This is a genomic window from Limnothrix sp. FACHB-881 (assembly GCF_014698135.1).
Lineage (GTDB): Bacteria > Cyanobacteriota > Cyanobacteriia > CACIAM-69d > CACIAM-69d > CACIAM-69d.
In genome coordinates this window covers 378,983-404,708 of record NZ_JACJSN010000001.1, presented here as the reverse complement: position 1 = coordinate 404,708, position 25,726 = coordinate 378,983, and the positions used below count along the sequence as shown (strand labels likewise).

22 protein-coding genes are annotated in these 25,726 nt (G+C 55.2%); 11 read left to right on the top strand and 11 right to left on the bottom strand.

Features of this window, described 5'->3' with window-relative positions:
• Positions 1–415 precede the first annotated feature (415 nt).
• From H6G52_RS01735 to H6G52_RS01725, 3 genes are all read right to left on the bottom strand, one after another.
• The gene (locus H6G52_RS01735) at positions 416–1,018 is read right to left on the bottom strand and encodes a superoxide dismutase (RefSeq protein WP_190526009.1); all 603 of its coding nucleotides are present in this window, start codon (positions 1,016–1,018) and stop codon (positions 416–418) included.
• A gap of 412 nt (positions 1,019–1,430) precedes the next feature.
• Positions 1,431–2,972 (bottom strand): carotenoid oxygenase family protein, encoded by a 1,542-nt coding sequence (locus H6G52_RS01730; protein WP_190526007.1) that lies wholly within the window; start codon positions 2,970–2,972, stop codon positions 1,431–1,433.
• An 856-nt stretch (positions 2,973–3,828) separates the two neighbouring features.
• The gene (locus H6G52_RS01725; RefSeq protein ID WP_099533415.1) at positions 3,829–4,218 is read right to left on the bottom strand and encodes a hypothetical protein; all 390 of its coding nucleotides are present in this window, start codon (positions 4,216–4,218) and stop codon (positions 3,829–3,831) included.
• Between the two features lie 111 nt (positions 4,219–4,329).
• On the opposite strand from H6G52_RS01725, the gene queA reads away from it, so the two are divergent.
• The 7 genes from queA (at position 4,330) to H6G52_RS01690 (ending at position 11,915) form a co-directional block, all read left to right on the top strand.
• Entirely contained in the window at positions 4,330–5,511 is a 1,182-nt protein-coding gene (gene queA / locus H6G52_RS01720; protein WP_190526005.1) for a tRNA preQ1(34) S-adenosylmethionine ribosyltransferase-isomerase QueA, read from the top strand.
• Positions 5,512–6,032: 521 nt separating this feature from the next.
• Positions 6,033–7,037 carry a rod shape-determining protein gene (locus H6G52_RS01715; RefSeq protein ID WP_190353978.1) on the top strand — a complete coding sequence of 335 codons (1,005 nt, stop codon included), beginning with the start codon at positions 6,033–6,035 and terminating at the stop codon, positions 7,035–7,037.
• A gap of 398 nt (positions 7,038–7,435) precedes the next feature.
• Positions 7,436–8,305, top strand: coding sequence for a rod shape-determining protein MreC (gene mreC, locus H6G52_RS01710; RefSeq protein WP_190353905.1), 870 nt, complete (start codon positions 7,436–7,438; stop codon positions 8,303–8,305).
• A 69-nt stretch (positions 8,306–8,374) separates the two neighbouring features.
• Entirely contained in the window at positions 8,375–8,947 is a 573-nt protein-coding gene (gene mreD, locus H6G52_RS01705) for a rod shape-determining protein MreD (protein WP_190526003.1), read from the top strand.
• Between the two features lie 115 nt (positions 8,948–9,062).
• Positions 9,063–10,004, top strand: coding sequence for a glycosyltransferase family 2 protein (locus H6G52_RS01700; protein ID WP_370567653.1), 942 nt, complete (start codon positions 9,063–9,065; stop codon positions 10,002–10,004).
• Positions 10,005–10,163: 159 nt separating this feature from the next.
• The gene (gene mnmA, locus H6G52_RS01695; RefSeq protein WP_190525999.1) at positions 10,164–11,264 is read left to right on the top strand and encodes a tRNA 2-thiouridine(34) synthase MnmA; all 1,101 of its coding nucleotides are present in this window, start codon (positions 10,164–10,166) and stop codon (positions 11,262–11,264) included.
• Positions 11,265–11,420: 156 nt separating this feature from the next.
• Positions 11,421–11,915, top strand: coding sequence for a molybdenum cofactor biosynthesis protein MoaE (locus H6G52_RS01690; RefSeq protein WP_099533336.1), 495 nt, complete (start codon positions 11,421–11,423; stop codon positions 11,913–11,915).
• 70 nt (positions 11,916–11,985) lie between these two features.
• Here the strand turns inward: H6G52_RS01690 and opcA are convergent, their stop codons facing one another.
• The 5 genes from opcA to H6G52_RS01665 form a co-directional block, all read right to left on the bottom strand.
• Entirely contained in the window at positions 11,986–13,299 is a 1,314-nt protein-coding gene (opcA, locus tag H6G52_RS01685) for a glucose-6-phosphate dehydrogenase assembly protein OpcA (protein ID WP_190525997.1), read from the bottom strand.
• A 136-nt stretch (positions 13,300–13,435) separates the two neighbouring features.
• Complete coding sequence (zwf, locus tag H6G52_RS01680; protein ID WP_190525995.1) at positions 13,436–14,965, bottom strand: glucose-6-phosphate dehydrogenase; 1,530 nt, start codon at positions 14,963–14,965, stop codon at positions 13,436–13,438.
• Positions 14,966–15,127: 162 nt separating this feature from the next.
• On the bottom strand, positions 15,128–16,180 hold the full coding sequence (gene fbp / locus H6G52_RS01675) for a class 1 fructose-bisphosphatase (protein WP_190525993.1): 1,053 nt from the start codon (positions 16,178–16,180) through the stop codon (positions 15,128–15,130).
• Positions 16,181–16,583: 403 nt separating this feature from the next.
• Entirely contained in the window at positions 16,584–16,877 is a 294-nt protein-coding gene (locus H6G52_RS01670; protein ID WP_099533340.1) for an RNA-binding protein, read from the bottom strand.
• Positions 16,878–17,490: 613 nt separating this feature from the next.
• Entirely contained in the window at positions 17,491–17,709 is a 219-nt protein-coding gene (locus H6G52_RS01665) for a hypothetical protein (protein ID WP_099533342.1), read from the bottom strand.
• Between the two features lie 66 nt (positions 17,710–17,775).
• On the opposite strand from H6G52_RS01665, the gene H6G52_RS01660 reads away from it, so the two are divergent.
• Positions 17,776–18,486 carry a DUF2993 domain-containing protein gene (locus H6G52_RS01660; protein WP_190525991.1) on the top strand — a complete coding sequence of 237 codons (711 nt, stop codon included), beginning with the start codon at positions 17,776–17,778 and terminating at the stop codon, positions 18,484–18,486.
• Positions 18,487–18,649: 163 nt separating this feature from the next.
• Here H6G52_RS01660 and H6G52_RS01655 read toward each other — a convergent pair whose 3' ends face one another.
• Both H6G52_RS01655 and H6G52_RS01650 read right to left on the bottom strand, forming a co-directional pair.
• Positions 18,650–18,943: a transcriptional regulator gene (locus H6G52_RS01655; protein WP_099533344.1), complete on the bottom strand. Its 294-nt coding sequence runs from the start codon at positions 18,941–18,943 to the stop codon at positions 18,650–18,652.
• 47 nt (positions 18,944–18,990) lie between these two features.
• The gene (locus H6G52_RS01650) at positions 18,991–19,974 is read right to left on the bottom strand and encodes a sodium-dependent bicarbonate transport family permease (RefSeq protein ID WP_099533345.1); all 984 of its coding nucleotides are present in this window, start codon (positions 19,972–19,974) and stop codon (positions 18,991–18,993) included.
• Between the two features lie 231 nt (positions 19,975–20,205).
• Here H6G52_RS01650 and H6G52_RS01645 point away from each other — a divergent pair, with 231 nt between their 5' ends.
• The 3 genes from H6G52_RS01645 to pdxA all read left to right on the top strand — a co-directional run bounded on the left by H6G52_RS01645 (position 20,206) and on the right by pdxA (position 24,137).
• Positions 20,206–22,152, top strand: coding sequence for a S9 family peptidase (locus H6G52_RS01645; RefSeq protein ID WP_190525989.1), 1,947 nt, complete (start codon positions 20,206–20,208; stop codon positions 22,150–22,152).
• A 115-nt stretch (positions 22,153–22,267) separates the two neighbouring features.
• Positions 22,268–23,083, top strand: a complete 816-nt coding sequence (locus H6G52_RS01640) for a hypothetical protein (protein ID WP_190525987.1) — start codon at positions 22,268–22,270, stop codon at positions 23,081–23,083.
• A complete protein-coding gene (gene pdxA, locus H6G52_RS01635; RefSeq protein WP_190525985.1) occupies positions 23,076–24,137 on the top strand; it encodes a 4-hydroxythreonine-4-phosphate dehydrogenase PdxA in 1,062 nt (353 codons plus the stop codon). Before H6G52_RS01640 ends, pdxA begins: the two co-directional genes overlap by 8 nt.
• 32 nt (positions 24,138–24,169) lie before the next feature.
• Here the strand turns inward: pdxA and H6G52_RS01630 are convergent, their stop codons facing one another.
• Positions 24,170–25,465, bottom strand: a complete 1,296-nt coding sequence (locus H6G52_RS01630; RefSeq protein WP_190525983.1) for a Glu/Leu/Phe/Val dehydrogenase — start codon at positions 25,463–25,465, stop codon at positions 24,170–24,172.
• Between the last annotated feature and the right edge of the window lie 261 nt (positions 25,466–25,726).

Below are 25,726 nucleotides of genomic sequence, written 5' to 3'. Positions count from 1 at the left end.
GGATTCGATCGGCTGAAAGGGTTATTTTGCGGGCATAGGGCAGCCGAAATAACAAGACCACAATTGCCAATTAAGGATTGCAAACAACTGGCATCCGTCTTTGGGCGATCGTCGTCTGCTATGTTAAATGCGACAATTCAGCGACGCGTCCCAAGCCTGAGCGGTGCGGGACGTTTTTTTTCAGGTCATTTTCCACCCAAATTGATTGCTCAGGGTGATTGAAATTTGGCCTTCGGGAAAACCCAAAATAATGCCGACCCAAACTATCTTGGGTCGGCCAGGAATAATTTAGACCATTCAGCAGATCAACCTTTAGCCAAACCTGTAACCAAACAGGCAAAGGAGAAAGGTGTTTAACCCATTGGGGGCTGAATCATCGGAAAGATTCAAGAACCCCAAGGTTCGGAGGCCGCAACTAGGCAGCTTTGGCGAAGTTTTCAGCCACAAAATCCCAGTTGATCAGCTTGGTTACGAAATCGCTGATGTAGTCGGGACGGCGATTTTGGTAATCCAAGTAGTAGGCATGTTCCCAAACATCCATGGTCAGGAGGGGAATTTGGCCGGCGGTCATGGGGTTTTCGGCGTTGCCGGTTTTGGTCACCTTGAGCGTGCCGTTATCGAGCACCAACCAAGCCCAACCGCTACCGAATTGGGTAGCCCCAGCGGCTTTGAATTGGGTCACGAATTCATCAAAGCTGCCGAAGTCAGCCACAATTTTGTCCAGCAGTGCGCCGGCCGGTTGGCCGCCACCGTTGGGCTTAATGCAGTTCCAGTAGAAGCTGTGGTTCCAGGCTTGAGCAGCGTTGTTGAAGATGCCAGCTTTGGATGCATCACCAGCAATGGCTTTGATTACGTCTTCGATCGGCTGTGCGTCCAGCTCAGTCCCTTCAACGGCCTTGTTGTAGTTGGTGACGTAGGCGGCGTGGTGCTTGTCGTGGTGGAACTCCAGGGTGTTCTTGCTGATGTAGGGTTCCAGCGCCGTGTAATCGTAGGGCAGGGCAGGAAGTTGGTAAGCCATGATTGCAGTGCTTTCTCTTGGTGCTTCTCTCGGTTCTTGGCGATTGCACGGTTGTTGGCGGCAGACTGGGGCGATCGCACGCCACCGGCCAGCCGATTAAAACAACTTCTGGCGAGCAAAACAGCCGCCCTCTAGGGTATCGCAAAATCTGTGCATCCCGTGCAGGGACAAGTTTGCTGGTTGGTCTTGGTCGATGGGTTGAAAACGTTCACCGGGCTGGGTCTTGGCTGGGTAATCACCCAGCTCAAATCACCCAGCTCAAATCACCCAGCTCAAATCACCCAGCTCAAATCACCCAGCTCAAATGGTTCAGCCCAGTCGATCGGGTTTTTCCGGTTCTAATCTGCAATTTCTAGCTCTGCAATTTCTAGATTTGCGATCTCTAGCTCTGCAATTTCTAGATTTGTGATCTCTAGTCTGCGATGCCAAACACCTGGGGCACAAAGCTGCCATGCAAACCATAAGGAACATGGTGCTTGAGTTTCAACCGAGCCACCAGGGACAGATCCTGAGCGGCCAGGATGATCAGATCGGAGGCGTGGCGCTCGGCATTGTAGGCCAGCAGCAACACCCAACCATCGTCCTCTTGGGTGGCTTGGGGATTGGGAACGAACAGAGGTTCACCGCCAAAAACCCGCGCGCCCAGGTCAAACAGGGCCCGATCGCCCGTTTGCAAATCCAATTTCAACACCGCTTGCAGGGGCGCGTTGCCTTGGGGCGATCGGGCTGCCCCGATATATAGATAGCGATGTTCATGGCCCACGGCATTGGGGTGCAAGCTGGGAAATTCACAGCAGCGACTTTCGATGCAGTGCGATCGCACCCGATCGGTGGTCAAGTCCATTTCAAATCGCCAAAGCTGTCCTTCCGGCAGGCTGCCAAAATCAACCGATCGGAAGTCTGCGCCCGGTTCCAGGGTTGGGAACGAGTCATAGCAAACGGAATCGATCGTGATTTGTTGACCATCGGGGCTTTCAAAGGCGTTGCCGTGGTGAAACACAAAGCAAGGCGGCACATCCAGCACGCGCACCGCTTGGCTCGGATCCCGAGGAATCAGCAGGGCCCGAGTGGGTTGTTTGGGGTCAAATTCCAGGCATTGCCCCGCCCCTTTGAATCCCAGCATGAAAGGCAGCGGATTAAATTTGACGGGATTTTGGAAAAAGATGCACCAATGGGGAGTGATGGCAAAATCATGCAAAAAGGCAAATCCCGGCACGCTACGGGTTTGGCGGCTGGCGAGTTTTCCCGCTTCGTCTAATTCATAGATCGTGATGTTGGTGGAAAGGCCGGGCTTCACGGCAAAGTTCACGAAGCGCCGATCGCCCGCCGAGTTGGGACTCATGGCCCAGCGGTTGGCTCCGGTGGCTGTTTCGGCCGCGCCGGGAACCGTACCAGGATCAATGCGGGCATGGGCGGCGAAGGCATCGCCGGGCTGCAGCAGTCCATCGATCGAATCCAGCCCGATCGTCTCCAGGGTTTCCGGATCCAAACGGTGGGGTTCGGCCGCTTCCCAAAGGGCCCAGAGTCGATCGGCCCAATACATCACATGGGTATTGGCAATATTTTTAATCTTCAGATCCAACAAATTCGCCAGCCAACCGCCGGCCTTTTGCGTACCAAACACGCCGCGATAGAGAATTTTGCCGGCTGCCTGTTCGGCCAAATAGCCTTCGGTGCGCACAAACCGATTGCGAAAATGGGCCCGACCATTTTGGAAGGTAATTTGGCAAATCATCCCATCCCCATCAAAGGGATGTCCGATCGGCTCGCCGGCCACATCCAGCAGGCCGGGGCCATTGCGAAACAGCGTGCCGGTGAGGTTGCTGGGAATTTCCCCTTCAATGTCATCAATCCAGGTCTCAAACTCTTGGGGTTGAGATTCATAGCCCCGCTGCCAGTCCGCGAGACTATAGGGCACTGGTTTTGATGAGGTTTTCGTTTCAAGGCTTTGCATGGATCGCAATCAAATCGAGTTGGGTGGCGGTTGCAGAAGACCCGATCGGGCGACCAATTTCGGAGCGATCGCGGCCCATGGGTGACCGCAATGCACGATCACAATGGACAATCACGCAGGGCGATCGCTCTAACGCCCAATCCGTAAGGCTTGCTTCTCTAGTCTAATGGTCTGTCTTGCTTGGAACCGCGCAAAACCGGCAATTCTCGAGCAATTAGCCCCTGTTTGTGCAAATCGCGATCAAATTTTGTCTCAGGTTAAAATTAATTTTTAAGGTTTTTCAGATGTTTATTAAAGATTTTTAGGTATTTTTTCGTTTCTCTTGCTTGATCTTTGCCTTGATTTAATTATTTAAATTCAATCATTTTGATTTGATTTTGATTTGATTTTGATTTGATTTTTACAAATTTACTTTCATAGATTTTTATGAGTTCTGGTAGTCAAGTTTTAATCATGAATTCAATCAAGTTAGTCAATTTTCAAAAACAATCAAGACAATAATTAAGTTGTTTTATTATTTAGTAAGTGATCTTGATAAGAATCTTCATCAAGATACTCTTCAGAATTTGGTGTTGATCTTTCAGACAGTTATCGTAGGGATTGCGACAGCTACTATTCCTAGGGATCGTTGTGATCGCCCATGATAATTATTCATCTCCACTATTTATTGATTGATCAATTTTTTTGGGAGTTTCGGAATTTGTCCCAACTTTCCTGATTCTTAGGAATCATTCAGAGAGTAAAGACCACAATTCCTGAACCTAAAAATCAGAGAGCAAAGTGGCTGGACTTCAGGTTTGAGCTTCAAGAAACATCAGCCGCTTTGACCCTGACAGAAAAGGCAATAGCCTCTTCATCAAGCGAGGGTTGCAGGACAGTAGCCCAAACCAGCAATAAATTGCTTGCAGAATTCCTCTATTTCTTCTTTGTCCGGGCGACCATGGGAAATGACGGCCACTTGATGGCGCTCCATCACGGAAATGGGAGATTGACCCAATTCAAGGCTCCAGAGCACAACTTTGAGCTGCGGCGAGGGCAAGTAAGGCGAGCCTAATTCTTGCAAAAAGGCTTGCAAATCGAGATGGGCTTTGGAAATGAGCGGCGAAAACAACTTGAGACGCAAAATCCATCCATCAATCTGATGGAGAACGGTGACAAATTGCAGAGAGGAGCGCCAGGAGGTACTGACATGCTCGATCGCTCGGAGCGTTAGACTGGCGTTGGCGAAGCGGTAGAGGTATTCCATGGCCCGAGCTTGGATTTCCAAGCGATCGATACACTTAATATTCTCTCAAGATTTACGTTTCTTGACTTAAAATCTTAAGCGATTCTTACAAAACGTGACTATTCCCTTTTTATGGGATACATCAACGCCCCAGATCGATCGCTGGACGGCTATCACTACGAGCTACCCAATGATCGAATTGCCCAAAATCCGCGAGAACCCCGCGATCGATCGCGATTGCTGGTGGCCACCTCGCCCCACGAGATTGTTCACCGACAGTTTCGCGATTTGCCGGAATTCTTAAGACCCGGCGATCTGTTGGTGATGAATGATTCTTCTGTGATTCCAGCTCGGCTCCATGGCCACAAGGCCAGCGGAGCGGCGGTGGAAGTGCTGTTGCTAGAAGCGCGATCGCCCGATAGCTGGCTGGCCCTGGTGCGGCCCGGCAAGCGACTGCTGGTGGGAACCCAAATTGAATTTGACCCACCGCCCGGCATGGCACAAACGAATCCGACAACAGCTCCGACAGCAACTCCGACAGCAACTCCGACAGTCGCCAAACTGTCGGCCGAAGTGGTGGCCGTTGACCGGAACACGGGGGGCCGCCTGCTACGGTTCCAGTTACCGCCAGGGGCCAACTCTCTGCTGGAAATTCTGGATGCTTGGGGCGAAATGCCACTGCCGCCCTACATTACCGATTCGGCGGCCCCGCCCGATCGCTACCAAACAGTTTATGCTCGCGATCCCGGTTCGGCGGCGGCTCCCACGGCCGGCTTGCACTTCACCCCAGAATTACTCGATCGCCTGAGTGCCGCTGGTGTGGGACGGGCTTTCGTGACGCTGCATGTGGGCGTGGGAACGTTTCGGCCCGTGGCCAGCCCAGATATCACCGCCCACAAAATGCATGAGGAATGGGCCCTGCTGTCCGAGGAGGTGGCCGAAAAAATTCGGACGACTCGGGCCAATGGCGGCCGGGTATTTGCGGTGGGCACAACGGCGGTGCGAACCCTGGAGTCCGCCGCACGCCATGGCCAAGTGGAAGCGTTTTGCGGCAAAACAGATCTGTTCATTTATCCCGGCTATCAATGGCGGGTTGTGGACGGCCTGATCACCAATTTCCACCTACCCCGATCGAGCTTGATGATGCTGGTGGGGGCTTTTGTGGGGCGGGCCCGTCTCTTGGAGCTATATCAGGCTGCCTTGGATGCGCCAGCGGATCCCTACCCCGATCGCTACCGGTTCTACTCCTTTGGAGATGCCATGTTGCTGCTGCCGGATGCTTGCATCGCCCCCCGTTTCGAGACTGAGGACTAATCAACGCTAGACTGGTGGCAAGACCAGTCCAGATTCGGCAGCTATCTCCTCATCCCATTCCAATCTCTGCCTGAGCCGGTTTTTCTCCAACGCCCTGTCAATTCGTTTGTTTTCCCATTCCTTGTAAACCTAGGGATTCCCGGCCAAAATCTCCTCCCAAATCCCTAGGCAAGCCGAAATCTCAGGCCCAAATCTTCAGGAAAGCTGGTTGCAAATCCATCAGGATTCGCCCCCGTACTCCTTGGAAAGATCCAGAGAATCCAGCGCATAACTTACCGGATCGCCACTGATCGCCACACACCATGCCATCGCTTCTTTTAAATAGCCTGCCTGCAACTGAGAGGAGGGTTTCAACGGCCCGGGCGATCGCCCAACTCAGGGATAGACGGCTGGTACAAAACGTAATAGAATCCAGCTCGACTGTCACCGGTACAGTCATTTTTGGCGAAGCAACTTCAGTTCCTGACCTTGTGGGGGCTTAAAACGTGGGTCTTTTTAATGGCTTCTCCTTGTCTCGGGATATGGGCATCGACCTCGGGACGGCCAATACCTTGGTGTATGTGTCCGGCAAGGGCATCGTGCTCCAAGAGCCGTCCGTCGTGGCGATTGATCAAGACAAGCGAGTCCCCCTAGCGGTTGGCGAAGATGCCAAAAAGATGTTGGGTCGAACGCCCGGCAACGTCATGGCCCTGCGGCCCCTGCGTGACGGGGTAATCGCCGACTTCGACACAGCGGAGTTGATGCTGAAGCACTTCATTCGGCGCGTCAACGAAGGCAGAGCTCTGGTGCCACCCCGGATTGTGATCGGAATTCCGAGCGGCGTAACCGGCGTGGAGCGGCGAGCCGTCATGGAAGCGGCACATCAAGCCGGAGCCAGAGACGTTTACTTGATTGATGAACCGGTCGCAGCGGCGATCGGGGCCGGTCTGCCCGTGGCGGAACCCACCGGCAACATGATCGTAGACATCGGCGGCGGCACAACCGAAGTTGCCGTTCTCAGCTTGCAGGGGACGGTGTTGAGCGAATCCGTGCGCGTGGCGGGCGATGAACTCAGCGAATCCATCACCCAATACATGAAAAAAGTCCACAACCTCGTCATTGGGGAACGGACAGCGGAAGAAGTCAAAATCCAAATTGGCTCTGCCTACCCCAGCAACGAAGATGACGTGGTGTTGGAAGTGCGCGGACTGCACCTCCTGTCCGGTCTGCCTTGCACCGTTGCCGTTAAACAGGGCGAAGTGCGCGAAAGCATGTCGGAGCCGCTGTCGGTGATTGTGGAAGCCGTGAAGCGGACTTTGGAACGAACCCCGCCGGAATTGGCCTCAGACATCATCGATCGGGGAATTATGCTGGCGGGCGGCGGCGCGTTGCTCAAGGGACTAGACACCCTGATCAGCCATGAAACGGGCATCGTGGTTCACGTGGCTCCCGATCCGCTGAGCTGTGTGGTGTTGGGAACCGGTCGCGTTCTCGAAAACTTCAAGCAATTAGAGCGGGTCTTCAGTGGCAGCTCGCGTAATCTCTAAGACCGACTGAAGCACCTGACCTCCGCTAAGGTGGAGGTGCAGTCAAAGCCTGCGTTGCATAGTTTGCATCTACAGTTGCACAGTCTACATTCAGTTTGCATTCAGCCTGAGCCTGCACTGTTCAGCTTCTGTTGTTCAGCTTGCATTGCGCAGCCTGTACTGCACTGATCTTGGCTGACCCCAATTCACCGTTTCCTTAACCGGTATCGATTGGCCCTTACCAACCACCGTTCGTCATGGCCAATCACGGGTCGCCCACCTTGGTTAGACGGGAGTAGCCCGGAATGCATCACCGCAAGTCCTGGAGCCAACCCGCTAACAAACCCCTTAATTTCAGGATTAATCAGCAACTTTCGTGGGCAAGCAAGCCACTCAATTTCTAGAACGGAGCGCTGGTCGTGTATGACGTTCGACGATGGTGGGGGCGCAATTGGCTAAAGGCAGTCCTAGCCGTCGCTGCACTGGGCTTAGCCCTTGGTGTGCGACAGAGCCGGGCCGGTTTTTTGGTGGAAGCCTACCGGGCCTTGACGTTGCCCCTGCACCTGGGAGCACCTTCTCAAAGTGACCTCGCGGATGCCCGAGTCCGTGAACTTCAGCAGCGGCTTGAGGAGGTGGAGAGCCGCAATGCTCAGTTGCAAACCCTGCTGAATTACCGTAAAACCCTGCCCGTGGAAGGCATTGCATCGCCGGTCATTGGCCGCAGTGCCGATCGCTGGTGGCAACAAATTACCTTGGGCCGCGGCGCAACCGATGGCATTCAACAGGGGGCGATCGTCATGGCTCCCGGGGGCGTGGTGGGCCGTGTCACGGCCGTGACTCCCCACACCAGCCGGGTGCTGTTGGTTAGCGATCCCGGCAGCCGCATTGGCATCTCGGTGACCCGATCGCGCTATATGGGTTATCTCCGGGGCAAGAGCGATCGCACGGCAACGGTGGAATTTTTTGACAAGTTGCCCGATGTGAAACCAGGCGACGCGATCGTCACCTCTGCCTACAGTCAATTCTTCCCAGCGGGCTTGCCGATCGGGCGCATCGTCGCGATCGACACCAAGAAATCCCTCGCCCCGGAAGCGGTGGTGGAACTATCCGCTCCCCTGAGCACGTTGGAATGGGTGACTGTCTTGCCCCATAACCCAGAACTCTTTCAGCAGTTCCAGGAACCCGCCCCCGCAACGCCCAGCGGATCGGGGAACCCCAAGCCTAACCCCAATTCCGGAACCAACCCAGCACCCAAGCCGCCCGCAACGCCCCGCGCATCGGCCAACTAACCCACCCTTGATTAGCCCACCATTGATTAGCCCACCATTGATTCGATCGGCATGGTTGCCGTCTAGGCCTTGAACGGAATCAAGCAAAAACCCCAACTACGCGATATTCTCGATCGCTACCCTGTGCTGGTGCAGGTGGCGATTAACGTTGCCGTTTCGGCCGGCTCATTGTTACTTTGCGCCACCCTTACGCCGCTGCGGTTACCCGGTCTGGAACTGCTGGGGGTAGGCGTTGACTGGCCCCTCATTTGGGTCGTGAGCTGGAGTGTGGGTCGCCCCTGGTGGGTGGCCATCTTCGGCGGCGTGGTGGCGGGCCTGCTTCAGGATGGGATGACGGAGTTTTGGCCCAGCCATGTTTGGGGGTTGGCCCTGGTAGCCCTGCTGACGGCCCGCATCCACCAACGGGCCAACACGACAGCCTGGGTGATGATTCCCCTAACCACCTTTGTGTTGGTGGCGGTTTCGGAAACCACGATGGCGGTCCAATTTGCCTATCTCTACGGTCGCGATGCGGGCGATGTGTGGGCACTGCATCAAAAGGTCACGCTCTGTTCTGCGATTCTCAGCAGTTTGTGGTCGCCGGTGGTGTCCTGGCCCTTGGGGCGTTGGTGGCGGATGATGGAATCCTTGGGAAATCGTTGAACCCCAGCCTTCTCCCCCAGAATTTCCCCCTCCTTGAGCACCCCCTTTCCAAGCCCCCCTTCTACAATCAATCCTAGAAAGCAATCAACCATAGATCCCGGTCTTGCCCCCACTTGTGTTTATTAGTGTCATCATTCCAACTTATAACCGCTTGCCCATCCTCCAAAAGTGCCTGTTGGCCATGGAGCATCAACGGTGGCATGACCCTAACCTGATCGCGGGCTATGAAATTGTGGTGGTGGATGATGGCTCGACGGATGGCACGGTGGCTTGGCTGTCGGAGTCGCGCGATCGCCTGCCCCATGTGCGCTTAATTGAGCAGGATCATGGCGGGCCCGCTGCGGCCCGGAACCGGGGCTTGCGGGCGGCCAAGGGAGACACGATCGTCTTCATTGACAGCGATTTGGTGGTGCTGGAGGATTTTTTACAGTGCCATGCCCAAGCACTGGCGGCGGCTCAGACCCGATCGGGTGGTGATGCCTATTTCACCTACGGGCGGGTGGTGAATACTTGCAATTTTGACGATCCCACCGCTGAACCCTTCAAGATCACGGATCTTTCCCGTGCCTTTTTTGCAACGGGAAATGTGGCGATCGCGAAGCATTGGCTCGATCGCGCGGGGGCCTTTGATGAGCGCTTTACCCTCTATGGCTGGGAAGATTTGGAATTGGGGGTGCGGCTCAAGGCCTTGGGCGTGCGCCTCATTCCCTGTCCGGAAGCCGTGGGCTATCACTGGCATCCTCCCTTCAGCCTCGATGAGATTCCGGGCCTGATTCGGCGGGAAATGGAACGGGGCCGAATGGGCATTGAGTTTTATCGCAAGCATCCCACCTGGAATGTGCGCTTGATGATTCAAATGACCTGGCTGCATGTGGCCCTGTGGGGGTTGCTGTCCTTGGGCGGCCGCTTAAACGAGCGCACGCTTCGCCCCCTGTTGCAGTGGCTGATCGATCGGGGTCGGCCGCAACTGGCCCTGGAGGTGGCTCGGGTTTTCCTCAACTGGTACAACGTGCAGGCGGTTTATCGGGCCCGATCAGGCGTGGAAGTTGCCCCCTAACGCCAGCAATTGCCAGGCAACCAGACCGCACCGGCCAGGAAAATTCGTCCGGAATTCGCCATTTTTTTGGAGTCGGTCTGGATCCGCAAGATCCGCGATCGCCCATATCATAGGAAACGCCCCGTTGAAAACACCCCTTGGGTCAGCTTTCGTCGCGCCATGAGCAACGCCACCCTCCATTCCAAAGTCGCCGTCGGTTTGTCCGGTGGAGTCGATAGTTCAACCACGGCCGTGTTGCTGAAAGAGCAGGGGTTTGAAGTCCTGGGTGTCACCCTTTGGTTGATGCGCGGCAAGGGCCAATGCTGCTCGGAAGGCATGGTGGACGCGGCCCAACTCTGCGAAAAATTGGGCATTACCCACCACGTGGTGGATATTCGCGACACCTTTGAAAGCTACATCATCGATTATTTGGTGGATGGCTACCAAAGCGGCACCACACCGCTACCCTGTTCCCAATGCAACAAGGCGGTGAAGTTTGGCCCCATGTTGCGCTATGCCCGCGAGGAGTTGGGAGCCGATCGCATTGCCACCGGTCACTATGCCCGAACAGACTACGACCCGGATCAAGGGCGTTATCAATTGCTGCGGGCGCTCGATCGCAACAAGGATCAATCCTATTTCCTCTACGACCTGGATCAGGACGTGTTGGGCGCGGTGCTCTTTCCCCTGGGGGAATATGACAAGGCCCAAACCCGGGAGTTTGCTCGCAAGTTTGGGCTGCATGTGGCCGACAAGCCTGAAAGCCAAGACCTGTGCCTGGTTGAGGCCCATGGTTCCATGCAGGCCTTCCTCGACAAGTACATCACCCCCAAGGCGGGTGAGATTGTGGATCTCGATGGCAAGGTGTTGGGCCAACACGAAGGCATTCATCACTACACGATCGGGCAGCGCAAGGGCATTGGCATTTCAGCGCCGGAACCGCTTTACGTGGTGGCGCTGGATGCGGTGCGAAATCGAGTGGTGGTGGCCACGCGCGATCGAGCCACCCGCCCCAGTTGCACGGTCAGCCGTGTGAATTGGGTGTCGATCGCCCCGCCCCGCACCCCCATTCACGCGGAGGTGCAAATTCGCTACCGATCGCCCGCCGTGCCGGTCACGATCGTGCCCTTAGAGGGGGGCGATCAGGTGAAGCTGGTGTTTGATGAGCCACAATTCAGCGTCACGCCGGGTCAGGCAGCCGTTTGGTATCGGGGTGAAGTGTTGCTCGGCGGCGGGATCATCGATCGCTTCGAGGACGCGGCCAGCTCAAGCGCCGGTTAAGCCAGCTTAAGGCTGACTTCAAGCTCAGGCTAACCACAAGCTAAGAACGGCTGATGGATCTGTTCCAGGATTCCATCTCGCCATTGGTGTCGATCGTCCAAGGCCAGGCGTTAGGATAGCAGGAGTCGCCGTTCCCGATCGAGCCTGATCAGAGCCATGTTGTCCGTGCCGTCTCCCCTTGCCAAAGCCGCGCCCCTGGCCGACTCACGCGACTCCTTCGCCATTACCTTTGCGCCCCTTTCGCTGGACGCGGTATATCGCTTGGCCGATGACCCGGCCAACGGCGCGATCGTGGTGATGAATGGCACTGTGCGCCAAGAAACAGACGGCAAACCCGTGGTGGCCCTGGATTATCAAGCCTACGAACCCATGGCGATCGTTATCTTTCAGCAAATTGCCGCCCAGATTCGCCAACGCTGGCCCGTGGTGAATCGGGTGGTGATTCACCATCGGATCGGCAAGCTAAAAATTGGCGAAATCAGCGTGCTGGTGGCGATCGGGTCTCCCCATCGATCGGAAGCTTTCGAGGCCTGCCGCTACGCAATCGACCAACTGAAGCACAACGCCCCCATTTGGAAAAAAGAATTTTGGGCCGATGGTTCCAGCAACTGGGTCAGCATCGGCGCTTGCGAACAAACCGGCGACTGTTAGGCCACCGCTAGGCGACCGTGAATCGATGATTGGCCGATCGTTGGTCGATCGTTAGTCGGTCTTTTCCGGACTACCGCAATTGCAGAATTTTGATGGTGACGGCCATGCTTTCTTCATACAGCACCTCCCGGCCCCAACGCTGAAGCTGTTGGGCCATCAGCAATTCTGCCTTTTGGTCGGGCAAAGCCGTCACCTGCTCGGTGCGGGCCGATTGGGCACTGCCCCCCGCCTCCATCCGCATACAGCCCGTCATTTCTGAACAAAGAATCGTGGCACAGTCAGCATTGGGATTGGTGGAAGCCAAACGCAGCCCAATCAAATCCCCCGGAATTTCACCCACATCGGCCGTGGGAATGGCGGCCAATTCTGCTTGGATCGATCGCCCGTCACCGCGTTCAAAATCCACATATACCAAGTCATAGTCGCCGCCCGTGGCCCGATAGGCGATCGGCTCCCACCCCAGGCGGCTCGCAAACCACCCGAGGAACATCAACGCTTGAGCCGCGCTGCCTTTTTCGTAATCGATCGAGATTCGATCGACCTCTCCCAGCCACATCCGCCGCTCCGGAGGATCAAACGAAGCCGCCGTCAACTCCTGCCAGAGGGACAACCGGTGCCAATTCAAATCAGCAATGTAGGTTTCCTGATCAATCAGCGACTGAATTTTCAAAAATTCCGCCTCGGGATCGCTGAAGTAAGACGAATCCAAAATCAGGCAATTGGCCGTTTCCGACAGCGCTTGGAACAGGCCCTGCTCAGGATTGGGCGTGGCCTTCCACCAGGCAAACTTCGGCAAATCAGGAATCAACAACGACACCACCAAATCGGAAACCCGCTCCAGGGCCTCCTTGGTTCCGCGCAGCGTGATGTATTCGCAGCAAACCAAATTCCGACTCTTGCTCTTTTGCACGGGGCAATAGGCGGACACTTGGGCAGTTACCCCTTCATCGGGCCCCAGGGTGGGACAAAGGGCAATAATCCGAGAAGGATTTTGCGCCGCGATCGCGTCGCTCACAGTGGCCCCGCGCAAATCTAAATTGGGGGAGCGCGTTTGCCCAAAGCTCACGTGGTCTTCGCGCAAAGCCCGCAGGGTGTCCATGTCCACGCGCCCGGTCGCCCGAAACCCATAGGCCGACTGGGCCAACTTGATGGCATTACGGGTGTCGGGGCCATGCAACCCATCGATCGCCCCCTTATAAAACCCCAGGGAACCCAACAATTGCTGAAACTCCTCCGGCTCATAAACCACCATGCAGAACGTGGCAGCTCTTGTGGCGATCGCCGCATCACCGGATCCCTGACTCAGCCAAATCTTGTTTAACTCTGCCTCAATTTCCCCGAGCGAAATATCCTTGGGGGTTTGGAGTGTAATCGTTGTGGTCATGGTTTGCCTGCTGAGGGATCTGATTGAAAGATCTGGTTGAGGAATCTGCTTGAGAGCGCTGAACGACCTACGGTTCAACGCCTGATTTCCGAATTGCCGAGTTGCAACACCTGATTTCGATAACCTCCCGTTCTGCCTAAAGTCGTCGCCAGTGCCGACCATCACGCTCCAGTAATAACTCCGCCTCCACCGGTTCCCAAGTCCCCGCTTCATAGAGCGGAATCGCTTCCGGTCGCGCAGGCGCATCCCACAACTCCAAAACCGGCGTGAGGGCCCGCCAAGAAGCCTCCACTTCGTCATCTCGTGTAAACAGGGACTGATCGCCCAACATACAGTCCATCAGCAGACGACCATAGGCCTCGCCTTGGGATTGGCCAAAGGCACTTTCATAGCGGAAATCCATATCGACCGATCGCGTCTTCAAGGATGCACCCGGCATTTTCACCTCAAAACGCATCGAGATCCCTTCATTCGGCTGAATCCGCATGGCCAACACATTTGGGTTGGTTTGGCGCGCCGCCGACGGAAACATCAACAGCGGCACTTCCTTGAATTGAATGGCCACCTCAGTCACCTTTTTCGGCATCCGTTTGCCCGTGCGCAAATAAAAGGGCACACCTTTCCAGCGCCAGTTATCAATGCATAGCTTGAGGGCCGCATAGGTGGGAGTAGTGGACGTGGGGCTGGCCCCGTCCTCTTCGCGGTAGCCCGGAACCGGCTTGCCACGCATCCAACCACGACTGTATTGGCCCCGAACGGCACAGAGATCCAAATTTTTCAGGTCTGCGAGCCGGGTTGCTTGCAGCACTTTCACCTTTTCGTTACGGATGCTGTCCGCATCAAGGGAGTTGGGCGGCTCCATGGCCGTGAGGCAAAACAGTTGCATTAGGTGGTTTTGCACCATATCCCGCAGGGCCCCGGAAGTTTCGTAGTATCCGGCGCGTCCCTCCAGCCCCACAGTTTCCGCCACAGTGATTTGCACACAGTCCACAAACTGCCGGTTCCAGAGGGGTTCAAAGATGGCGTTGGCAAATCGAAACACCAACAGGTTTTGAACGGTTTCTTTGCCGAGGTAGTGGTCAATCCGATAAACCTGTTTTTCGGAGCAGACGGCCTGCACGACGCGGTTGAGCTGTTGGGCGGTGGCAAAGTCGCGACCAAAGGGTTTTTCGATCACGAGACGTTGCTTGTCGGGATCGGCGAGCATCCCGGCGGCCCCCAGTTGCTGGATAGCTTCCCCAAAAAATTTGGGCGCTACGGACAGGTAAAAGACCCGGTTGCCCCGAGTGCCCCGGAGTTCGTCCAGTTCTCCGAGGAAGGTTTTGAGCGTTTGATAGTCTTCGGGTACGTCAATGTTGGCGGGCCAATAGAACAAGCCTTTGGCGAAGTCTTCCCACAGGTCGTCGCTTTGGGTTCCGCCACCAAATTCTTCGATGCCTTCGCGCAGGTGTTCGCGGAAGAAGTCGTGACTCCATTCCCGGCGGGCAACTCCGACGATGGTAAGTTCGGGGGGCAGTCGCCGCTCTAGTTTCATTTGGTAGAGGGCGGGTACCAGTTTGCGCTGGGTGAGGTCGCCGGAGGCCCCAAAGATAATCAGGATTTGGGGTTCGGGAATGCGTTCTTGCTGAAGACCAACGCGCAGGGGATTTTCTTGGAAGGTCAGCATTGGGGAAGTGGGATCTGAAAGGGGCGATCGAGGCTAAAGATCGAGGCTGAATGAGGAAGGGGGTTGGGCAGGGAAATCGATGATCACGGGTAGCGGAGAAAAGGCCGAGGATCGATCGCCCGGATAGGGTGTTTGCGGGCCGTTCGTCTCGATCGTCGGGGGTTAGCCCGATCCCCGCTGTAGCAAAGATTCCACTCGGTTGACTTCTTCGGAACTGCCAATAATCAAGGGCGATCGGGCATGGAGGCGATCGGGAATCAGATCCATGATCGGTTTCTGGCCATCGCTGGCCTGACCACCCGCTTGCTCAATCAAAAAGGCGAGGGGAGCCGCCTCATACAGCAAACGCAGCTTGCCCTGAGGTTTTTGGCGGGTTCCTGGGTAAAGAAACACGCCCCCTTGAAACAGAATGCGGTGCAGGTCGGCCACTAAGGCTCCGCTGTAGCGGGAGGAATAGCCGCCCACCTCTCGAAAGTATTGAATACAGGCTTGGGTGGCTGGCTCCCATTGGCCAAAGTTGCCTTCATTGACGCTGTAGAGTTTGCCGCTGGGGGGAATTTTCAGGTTTTCGTGGCTGAGGATAAATTCTCCAAGGCTGGGATCGAGGGTGAAGGCATGGACTCCGCGCCCGATCGAGTAAACCAGCATGGTGCTGGGGCCATAGAGAATGTAGCCAGCGGCCAGTTGCTTGTGACCCGATTGCAGCAGGTCGGCGGCTTCACCCGTCTCGTCGTTGCCTTCCTGCTGGCGAATGGCGAAGATGGATCCCACATTGAGATCAATGTCAATGTTGGAGGAACCGTCGATCGGGTCATAGAGCAGGGTATAGCGACCGATCGGGCAATTTTCGGGAATGTAATAGGGATGCTCCATTTCCTCGGAAGCCAAGCGACAAACCAAGCCACTTTGCTTAAACACCGAGATAAAAACATCGTTGGCGTAGAGATCCATCTTTTTGACGGCCTCGCCTTGGACGTTGGTGCTGCCCGTGAAGCCCAGCGCATCTTCCATCAAACCCGATCGGCTCAGATGGCGAGCGATGAGCTTGCCCGCCAAGGCAATTCGGTTCATTAGGGCGCTGAGATCTTGGGCATCGGAGCCAAAACTTTGCAGTTGTTGCAGCACATGGCGACCCAGCGTGGTGCAATCTCGATCGAGCGATCGCTCCTGGGTCACGACATAACTGGCGGAATCAACACTGGCAGCATCAGCCATCTCAGAACCTCTCGTGACTGACGACGGAACGACAACGGAACATTGCCCCCGGGGGTCATGCCTTCAGTGTAGGAACCGATTTCCGAAAAGCTGGGGTGTTTTTAGAGAAACTTCATTAGTTCGTCGTAGTTCGTCGTAGTCCTTTGCAGTCCGTCGCAATTGACCGATGAATGGTTCGCTGCGCCCGTTTGTTGGTGTCCTGGCAAGCATTCAACAAACTTTTAATCGTCCAACCAATCGCTCAAGACCCAGCAATATCCAAAAACGAAAGGGGCCAAGTCTCGTAGACTGACCCCTTTTCCAGAAGAGTATTGCTATTTCAGCGGAACCAAAATCTTGGTTCCCCGATCGGGCAATTCTGAACTAGGCAGACTGTTTTCCGCCGCGCTCCATCTTTGAAGACTTAGAACGCGTTGTGGAAAAACGAGCGCCCACCGCCACCACCGGAGCGAGGCTCCTTAGGACGAGCCTTATTGGCACGGATTTGGCGGCCCATCCATTCTGCTCCATCGAGTTCTTTGATGGCGTGCTCTTCGGCCTGGTCGCTTTCAAGATCGATGAAGGCGAAACCGCGAATTCGGTTCACTTCGCGGTCGATCGGCAGGGTGATACGCTTAACAACGCCATACTCCGAGAAAACTTCTTGGAGATCCTGCTCGGTAGCGTCGTAAGAAAGATTGCCAACGTAAATCGTCATTTGAGTCCGGAACGGTAAAACAAGCGCGTGAAGTCTTCAGTTCAATTTGTCTCATGAGAACTTGGGTTAGCGGACTGGGACACAGTTCCACAAACTAAATTCCCACGCGGTGCTAGGCCCCAAGTCTATTGAGATTGTGCCCGATCGCGATCGCGCTCAAAACAAAAGGAGCTGAAAGAACATCACCATGATAGCGCCCTAAAGGGGTACTACTGGCGTAAACTTGGGAGTTTATTTTGCAATCCGGGGTAAGTCAGGGGTTGGCAGCGGGTAAATGGCTTGGATTTGGGGGCAAATTGCCCCTTCGCGATCATTACCAATCGTTGACGACCCTTCACCCCCAATTGTCCGGATCCTCGGTGGCCGTGGGCGATCGCCCCGTTGCTTCCCGCCCGGCTCTCAGCCTCGATCCCCCGGGGATCCCTATCTATCTATATAAAGATCCCCGATGGATAAGGATCCCCAATAACCCAGGAACCCTCAGCGGGATCCCGCCCATTGAGCCTTCAGCTTTGGCCGCTCAGGTTCAGACGTTGACGATGGGTTCAGGAATTCGCTGACTCAAATTCACCGACTTGAACCCATTCACTCAAATTCATTGACTTGAATCCAGTTACTCGATCGAGATCGACTGAGGGCCGCCGCTGGGGCTGCTGGGTGCAGACTCCGTGGAGCCATTGGGGCGATCGCTCCCCAACTGTTGCTCCAACCAGCTCTTAATTGGATCCTGATTCAGATCCAGGCGCAACAGGCCGGAAGCCAGTCCACCCAAGAAGCTCACGGGCTGTTTGAGGCCTTCTTCAACAAGGGGTTTGAGTTCTTCTAGGAACATAGGGCCGGACACACCGTTTACAAATTGCAAGAATTGCTGTCCAGTGTATCAAGAGGTTTTCGGTTGATGGGTAGTGGAAATCAAGAGTCGATCGCCCCAAGCAACTCCAGCACGGGCAGCCGCCTCATTACCTCCCTAGTTGCGCCAGCGGTCAAACTCTGGCTGAGATCCCAGGTAGAAGCCGCCACTGAAATCACCGTGCGGCTGGATGGGCGCGATCGAGACATTCTCGCGGGCCGCCTGCCCCAAGCCCAGATCAACGCCGAATCCGTGATCTATCAGGGCTTGCACCTCAGCCATCTCAACCTGCAAGCCACCAACATTGCCGTCAATTTGGGGCAAGTGCTGCGCGGCAAACCCCTCAGGCTACTGCAACCCATTCCCGTCAGTGCGGAATTAAAACTTTTTGCCCCCGACTTGGCAGCCTCTTTGGCGGCTCCCCTGCTGGCCCCGGCGTTGGCAGACTTTCTGGCTCCGCTGTTGGCCCTTTGGGGGCGACCCGTCACCTTCGAGCAACCCCAAGCCACCCTAGCCGGGGGGCAGTTAATTTTGTCAGGGGCGATCAAGCGGCAACCAGTGCAACTCTGCCTGGGGTTGGAATTGGTTGACCCCCAAACCTTGCAACTCTGCAATCCCCAGTGGCTGAACCAGGCAGGTGAGCCGATCGCCCAAGGATCCTCCGTGCACCTACCCTTAGGCGAAGACGTGGCCATCAACAGCCTGTCGATCGAACCGGAAGGACTCCAATGCACCGGTACTTTGCTAGTGCGCCCTTAATCGATCTATCTATGGCAGTTGTCTATCTATGGCAGTTGCCTATCCAGTTGTCTATCTATTCTATCTATATAGATAGATCAAAATAGATGGGGCAAATTTGACTCAATCCAGTTGGACGAACGGGGAGGCGGGCCCCATCTGGCGGATCTAGCTGCATCGGAATTTAGTGAATGACCAAAGCCGCATCACTGACCAAGCAAAGCCCCCCAACCCGCTTCAAAATCGGGCGAATTAACGTCACCAACTGATCCAATTGGGTCACATCCTGGCAAGTGGTCAGAATATAGCAATTGCCAAATTCTCGACCTAAATCATTGGTAAATTCTCCCCGATCGCCCTTTCCCGAAGCATCGCGAATTACCGTATAACCCGGAAACTTCAGGCCATCCAGCATTTCCAAAATTTCCTCTAGCTCCAAAGAGCTAACAATAATTTCCACACGTTTTGTTAATTGCATATCAACCTACTAGCCAACAAGCCAATCCATGAACCCCAAAAATGCCCCTACAGCCCCAGGATTTTTTCCAGTTCTAAATACAGCGGAATTCCCACAATAATGTTGAATGGGAAGGTCAAAGCCAGCGCCATCGAAACATATAAACTCGGATTTGCTTCCGGAACCGTCATCCGCATTGCTGCCGGAACCGCAATATAAGAAGCACTGGCACAAAGCACCGCAAACAGTAGCCCATTGCCTTCACCGATGCCCAGCAGCTTGGCAATCACAATCCCCAGCACCGCATTCAGCAGCGGCACAATTACCGAAAAGCCAATTAAAAATAGTCCTGTTTTTTTCAGATCTCGAATTCGTTTGGCAGCAATGATGCCCATATCCATCAGGAAAAATGTCAACACACCATAGAAGATGCCCTGCGTAAAGGGTTCTAGTTTGTGCCAACCACTGGGGCCGCTCAGCATTCCAATAATCACGCTGCCCACCAACAGCAGCACAGAGCTATTCAAAAAGGCTTCTCGCAGCACTTCACCCCAAGCAAAGGGATGATCGGGATCGTCCTTATCATCCTTGGCATCAAAAATTCGCACCAAAATTAGGCCGATGATAATGGCGGGTGATTCCATTAGCGCCAAAGCTGCTACCATGTAGCCGCCATAGCTAATGTGCAGTTGATCCAGAAAAGAACTAGCCGTAATAAAAGTCACGGCGCTGATGGAACCGTAGGTGGCCGCAATGGCAGCCGCATTGGGTGGATCCAGGCGAATTCTTAGGATAAAAAATGTGTAAATTGGAACCAAAGAAGCCATCACGATCGAAGCAAGCAGCGTGCCAGCCACCTGCTGAGTAATGCCGCTTTCTAGTAGCTCATAGCCCCCTTTGAACCCGATCGCCACCAATAGATAGAGCGAAAATAGCTTGGGCAGTGGTGCAGGAATTTCCAAATCTGATTTACAGAAAACGGCCAACATTCCCAAGAAAAAGAACAAAATGGGAGGATTGAGAATATTGGAAAGAATCAGTCCACTATCCATCGGCTATCCAGGGCAAAAACTAGAAAGGGATAAATTCCAACCTAGCCCAGGTTTAGGGTTAGGTAAACCTCTGAAACTAATTAAGATTATTCTTCATAATTATTCACTATTATTCGCTTTCACTGATAAAGACTCTCCACCATAGGTGTCACGGTTCCCCTTGCTTGCGACAGGATCAAGGCTGGATGATGATGAGAAATTGTTTAGAAACTGTTGGTTGTAGTGGGTTCTATGCCTCAAATTGCGCCCTACGGGACTTGGAAATCGCCGATTACTTCCGAAGCGATCGTGGCGGGAACGATCGGGCTGGGCGGTGGCCGTGCGGAAGGCGAAACGTTGTATTGGAGTGAATCGCGGCCGGCTGAGGGTGGACGTGTGGCAATCGTGGCCCGATCGCCCGAGGGCCAAACCCAAGATGTGATTGCGGCTCCTTGGAACGCTCGCAGTCGGGTGCATGAGTATGGTGGCGGTGCTTGGACGGTCGATCGGGGCTGGATTTATTTTGTGAACTTTGCCGATCAGCGACTGTATCGCACCCAGCCGGGCCAGGAGCCGATCGCCCTCACGCCTGAACAACCCTGGCGCTATGCGGATTTTGTGGTGGATGCCCAGCGCGATCGGGTGATTGGCATCCGTGAAGATCACAGCCAGCCCGATCGGGAGCCAGTGAACGAGTTGGTGGCGATCGCCCTGGATGGATCACAACAGGTGAGCCTATTGGCAACAGGTTGGGACTTTTACGCCTCGCCGGCCCTCAGTCCCGATGGGTCGCAGTTGGCTTGGTTGACTTGGAACCATCCCAATTTGCCTTGGGACAGCACCACTCTGTGGGTGGCGGCGATTGCCGATGATGGCTCCCTGCAAAATTCCCAGATCGTGGCCGGCGGGGCCGAAGAATCCGTGTTTCAGCCCAGTTGGTCGCCCGACGGCCAATTGTATTTTGTGAGCGATCGCTCCGGCTGGTGGAATTTATATCGCCAGGAATCCGATGGCAAGGCGCGGCATCTTTGCCCCATGGAGGCGGAATTTGGCTTGCCGCAGTGGGTTTTTGGGATGACCACCTATGGGTTTGTGGACTCAGAAACCCTGGTTTGTGCCTATACCCAAAATGGTCTGTGGCAATTGGCAAAATTGGCCCTTGCTGATGAAAAACTAACGGTCATTAACCAGCCCTATACTTCAATTTCTGATCCCTTTGTGGCGCAGAATTTCGTCATTTTTGGGGGTGGTTCAGCCGTTAAGTCAGGGGCGATTGTCCGGCTGGATTTGGCAACGGAAACAATCGAGGTTTTGAAAATCAGCAGCACTTTAGAAATTGATTCGGGCTATTTGTCGGAACCGCAATCGATCGCATTTCCCACCACGGGCGATCGGGAAGCCTATGCCCTCTTGTATCTGCCGAAAAATCGTGATTTCCAAGCACCGGAGGGCGAAAAGCCACCATTAAAAGTCAAGATTCACGGCGGCCCCACGTCCCAAACTTCCAGTAGTTTGAATTTGTCGATTCAATATTGGACGAGTCGCGGCTTTGCGGTGTTGGATGTGAACTATGGCGGCAGCACGGGCTATGGCCGCGCCTACCATTGCCGGTTGGATGGCCAATGGGGGCTGGTGGATGTGGATGATTGCGTGAACGGTGCGCAATATTTGGTCGATCGGGGATTGGTGGATGGCGATCGCTTGACCATTGCCGGGGGCAGCGCCGGGGGCTACACAACCCTGGCCGCTTTGGCTTTCCGTGACCAGTTCAAGGCCGGAGCCAGCTACTACGGCGTGAGCGATTTGGAAGCCCTGGCCCGAGATACCCACAAGTTCGAGGCTCGCTACCTCGATCGACTGATTGGCCCCTACCCGGAGCGCCAGGATATCTACATTGATCGATCGCCCATTCATCACATCGATCGGCTCAATTGCCCCGTGGCCTTTTTCCAGGGACTTGAAGATAAAATTGTGCCGCCTAATCAAGCGGAAATGATGGTGAATGCGCTTCAGCAAAAGGGAATTCCGGTGGCCTACGTGCCCTTTGAAGGGGAGCAGCACGGATTCCGCAAGGCAGAAAATATCCGTCGCGCTCTGGACGGAGAATTCTATTTCTATGCCAAGGTTTTTGGCTTTGAACCAGCGGAGGCGATCGACCCGATCGAAATTGCTAATTTGGGTGACTCAATGGGTGACTAAACTCCCCAACTGAGCAACAGTCAGCACCTTTTCGGTTAACCAAAGGGCGATCGACCCAATGGCGATTATTAACCCCATAGAAAAATGGGTGCGCTAGCATGGGCAAAAACATCCTATGTTGCACCCAATTTCGTTGGCGCGATCGACAACAACCGATCGCGTCACGGCCGCCGATTGGCTCGCTTACTTCCAACAGAATCACAGCCAATTGTTGCCGATTAATTGGCAGCAAACTGGGGGCTTCACCCCCCAAGAACAAAAACGGTTTCGCCAATCGATCGCGATTTTCCAGTTGGGGGAAAGTTCCGAGGGCCATCGGTTGATGCGAACGGTGCGGGCTTGGGTTGCCCAAGGAGCGGATCCCGTTTGGGTGGATGTGTTCAAGTGGTTTGTGCGGGAAGAACAGCGCCACGCGGCGGATTTGGGGCGACTGCTCGATCGCGAACAGCTTCCCCGCCTGCGACACCACTGGGCCGACGCGGCTTTTCGGTGGCTGCGGGGGGGCATGAATTGGGAATTGGCGCTGGCAATGTTGTTAACGGCGGAGGTGATGGGGTTGTTGTATGCCCGGGCATTGCAGGGGGCCACAGACCACCCGATCGCCCAAGCGGTTGCATGGCAAATTGAGTGGGACGAAAGCCAACATTTGCAAATGCAAGGTCAGTTACTGGCCCAATTGCGCCGGGGTCGATCGCCCCTGAATCAAAAGTTGACCCATGTGGCCCACCGTTGGTTTTTGACCCTGACCCTAGGAGCCGTCTGGTTAGATCATCGGCCGGTATTTCGGGCAGCGGGCTGGACGTTTCGGTCTTTTGCCCAAGCGGCCAGGGCCGAACTCAACCAGGCGATCGACCCGAGGCCCTTGGCAATGCCGCGCCCCATCCTTCACCCCCTCTCTCGACAACAACGCTCCAGATCCCAAGATGATTAGACTAGCTATTTCCATTGGCGACCCGGCGGGCATTGGGCCGGAAGTCGTGCTGAAGGCGCTGGCGGATCCGGCGGTGGCGGCTTTGCGGCCGGTGCTGGTGGGCAGCCGATCGATTCTCAGCCGCACCTATGCGCAACTTCAGCCGCGCAGTTCCCAGCCGATCGCTGATCCGGCCAAATTGAGGATTCTGGATATTCCGATCGACCCGCTGTTGGAGCGATCGATTCATTGGGGGGTTGAAAATGCGGCCGCCGGAGCCGCCAGCTTCGCTTGGCTCGATGCGGCCTTGGCGGCCACGGCGGCCGGCCGGTTTGCGGGAGTGGTCACCGCGCCGATCAGCAAAGCCGCCTGGCATTCAGCGGGCCACGCCTTCCCTGGACAAACGGAGGTTTGTGCCGAACGGGCCGGGGTCGATCGGTTTGGGATGGCCTTTGTAGGTCGATCGCCCCAGACCGGTTGGAAACTTTGTGCCCTCCTGGCCACCACTCACATTCCCCTGCATCAGGTTCCTGTGGTGCTCACGGCAGAACTGCTCGATCGGAAGCTGGATTTGCTGATCGCCATGCTCGATCGAGACTTGGGGATCACGCATCCCACCATCGCGATCGCCGGTCTGAATCCCCACAGCGGCGAAGGGGGACAACTGGGCACTGAGGAGCGCGATTGGCTGATTCCCTGGTTAGCCCAAGCACGCGATCGCTACCCCAACGCCACCCTGCGCGGCCCCATTCCTCCAGACACCATGTGGGTGACAGCGGGCCAAGCTTGGTTTGGGCCCACCCTTCCAGCCGGGTTGCCCGATGCCTACTTAGCGCTTTATCACGACCAAGGATTGATTCCCGTGAAGCTGATGGCCTTCGATCGCGCCGTCAACACCACGATCGGCCTGCCCTTTGTGCGCACCTCCCCCGACCACGGCACGGCCTTTGACATTGCTGGCCAAGGGATCGCCGACCCCACCAGCATGATTGAGGCGATTCATTGGGCGATCGAACTCACGGAAACCCGCAACCAATGGCGCGATCGGGTTGTGACCGCTGCCCACCGGGAATGAACCCGGCTGTTGAACTCGGCTGAAATTGGAACTTAGGCTTTGGCTTGTGCGTAATAGTCGCGTGTGCCCTTCACCTCGATCGCTGCCCGCAGGCGATCGAGCGCATGGACATAGGCCGCCGTCCGCAGGGACAAATCCAGCGATTGGGCGAGCTGCCAAATCCGCTCAGTTTCGCGGGTCATCCGTTCCGCCAACCGCTGTTCCACCTCCGCCGCCGACCAATACAAACCACTTCGATTTTGCACCCACTCAAAGTAGCTAACGGTCACGCCACCTGCATTGGTCAAAATGTCCGGCAAGACATAAATTCCCTTTTGATTCAGGATGCGATCGGCCTCAAAGGTAATCGGCCCGTTTGCCACTTCAAAGATCAGTTTGGCCTGAATTCGATCGGCGTTTTCCGGTGTAATTTGATTTTCCAGCGCCGCCGGAATTAACACATCAACGGGCAGTTCCAAGAGTGCTGCATTGGTAATCGATTGATGATCTGCCATGTTGCAAACCGTGCCATGGCAGTAAAGGGCCTCCATGCCGCGCCCCGCTTCCTTGTTTTGGCGGATGGCAGGAATATCTAACCCCGCCGGAGCATAGATTCCGCCTTTGGAATCGCTGACCGCCACCACTCGGTAGCCCGCACGATAGATTTGTTCCGCCAAAAAACTGCCCGCATTGCCAAATCCTTGAATCGCAACGGTGGTTTCGTCCGGTGGGCGATCGAACTTGGGCAAAATGGTTTGCATCACAAAAAAAGCTCCCATGGCCGTGGCCGTTTCTCGGCCCGCACTGCCACCCAGGGCGATCGGCTTGCCCGTCACCACCGCCGGACAGGACTTGCGCTGAATGATGTTGTAGCGATCCATCATCCAACCCATAATCGTGGCGTTGGTGTAAACATCGGGGGCCAAAATATCCACATCGGGCCCAATAAAATCCGCGATCGCATCAATATAGCCGCGCGTTAAACGCTCCAACTCCAAACGCGAAAGCTGCTTAGGATTAACCGTAATTCCACCCTTGCCGCCGCCAAAGGGCAAATCCAACACTGCACATTTAAAGGTCATCCAAAATGCTAAGGATGTGACCTCATCCAAGGACACTTGAGGATGATAGCGAACCCCACCTTTGGCAGGGCCGCGCGTATCGTCATAGCGAACTCGATAGCCCTGAAAAACCTGTAACGATCCATCATCCATCCGCACGGGAATTGAAACTTGCAGACTGGCTTTTGGATGCTTTAAATGTTCGATCGCATCTTCCGAAATGGCGATATGCTTCAGGGCCAAATCGAGATTTTGGCGCGCACCCACAAACAGCGATTGGCTTTCCATGCTTCGGGTCGTTCCTTGAAGGTAGTTGGAGCAACCTTCCTGTTTAAATTGTAGTCTTTGTTACGGTTTGCTCGCCAGCCACAGGGTTCAAGCAAGAACCAGGCAGGGATCAAGTAGAGATCAAGGAAAGATCACATGGAAAGCGAGCCAAATCCTGAAAACCAGGGCGATCGCTCGGTGGCCGGGATCATCCTCTGGCAACCCAAAACCGAACTGGGCCCGTGGTCAGATCCCAAACGCCAGGATTAAGATGGGCCCGAT

Bases quoted from the DNA above. Each gene is read 5' to 3' on its own strand.
- H6G52_RS01735 (WP_190526009.1), bottom strand. From the start codon at position 1,018: ATGGCTTACCAACTTCCTGCCCTGCCCTACGATTACACGGCGCTGGAA.
- H6G52_RS01730 (WP_190526007.1), bottom strand. From the start codon at position 2,972: ATGCAAAGCCTTGAAACGAAAACCTCATCAAAACCAGTGCCCTATAGT.
- H6G52_RS01725 (WP_099533415.1), bottom strand. From the start codon at position 4,218: ATGGAATACCTCTACCGCTTCGCCAACGCCAGTCTAACGCTCCGAGCG.
- queA (WP_190526005.1), top strand. From the start codon at position 4,330: ATGGGATACATCAACGCCCCAGATCGATCGCTGGACGGCTATCACTAC.
- H6G52_RS01715 (WP_190353978.1), top strand. From the start codon at position 6,033: ATGGGCATCGACCTCGGGACGGCCAATACCTTGGTGTATGTGTCCGGC.
- mnmA (WP_190525999.1), top strand. From the start codon at position 10,164: ATGAGCAACGCCACCCTCCATTCCAAAGTCGCCGTCGGTTTGTCCGGT.
- H6G52_RS01690 (WP_099533336.1), top strand. From the start codon at position 11,421: ATGTTGTCCGTGCCGTCTCCCCTTGCCAAAGCCGCGCCCCTGGCCGAC.
- opcA (WP_190525997.1), bottom strand. From the start codon at position 13,299: ATGACCACAACGATTACACTCCAAACCCCCAAGGATATTTCGCTCGGG.
- zwf (WP_190525995.1), bottom strand. From the start codon at position 14,965: ATGCTGACCTTCCAAGAAAATCCCCTGCGCGTTGGTCTTCAGCAAGAA.
- fbp (WP_190525993.1), bottom strand. From the start codon at position 16,180: ATGGCTGATGCTGCCAGTGTTGATTCCGCCAGTTATGTCGTGACCCAG.
- H6G52_RS01670 (WP_099533340.1), bottom strand. From the start codon at position 16,877: ATGACGATTTACGTTGGCAATCTTTCTTACGACGCTACCGAGCAGGAT.
- H6G52_RS01665 (WP_099533342.1), bottom strand. From the start codon at position 17,709: ATGTTCCTAGAAGAACTCAAACCCCTTGTTGAAGAAGGCCTCAAACAG.
- H6G52_RS01660 (WP_190525991.1), top strand. From the start codon at position 17,776: ATGGGTAGTGGAAATCAAGAGTCGATCGCCCCAAGCAACTCCAGCACG.
- H6G52_RS01655 (WP_099533344.1), bottom strand. From the start codon at position 18,943: ATGCAATTAACAAAACGTGTGGAAATTATTGTTAGCTCTTTGGAGCTA.
- H6G52_RS01650 (WP_099533345.1), bottom strand. From the start codon at position 19,974: ATGGATAGTGGACTGATTCTTTCCAATATTCTCAATCCTCCCATTTTG.
- H6G52_RS01645 (WP_190525989.1), top strand. From the start codon at position 20,206: ATGCCTCAAATTGCGCCCTACGGGACTTGGAAATCGCCGATTACTTCC.
- H6G52_RS01640 (WP_190525987.1), top strand. From the start codon at position 22,268: ATGTTGCACCCAATTTCGTTGGCGCGATCGACAACAACCGATCGCGTC.
- pdxA (WP_190525985.1), top strand. From the start codon at position 23,076: ATGATTAGACTAGCTATTTCCATTGGCGACCCGGCGGGCATTGGGCCG.
- H6G52_RS01630 (WP_190525983.1), bottom strand. From the start codon at position 25,465: ATGGAAAGCCAATCGCTGTTTGTGGGTGCGCGCCAAAATCTCGATTTG.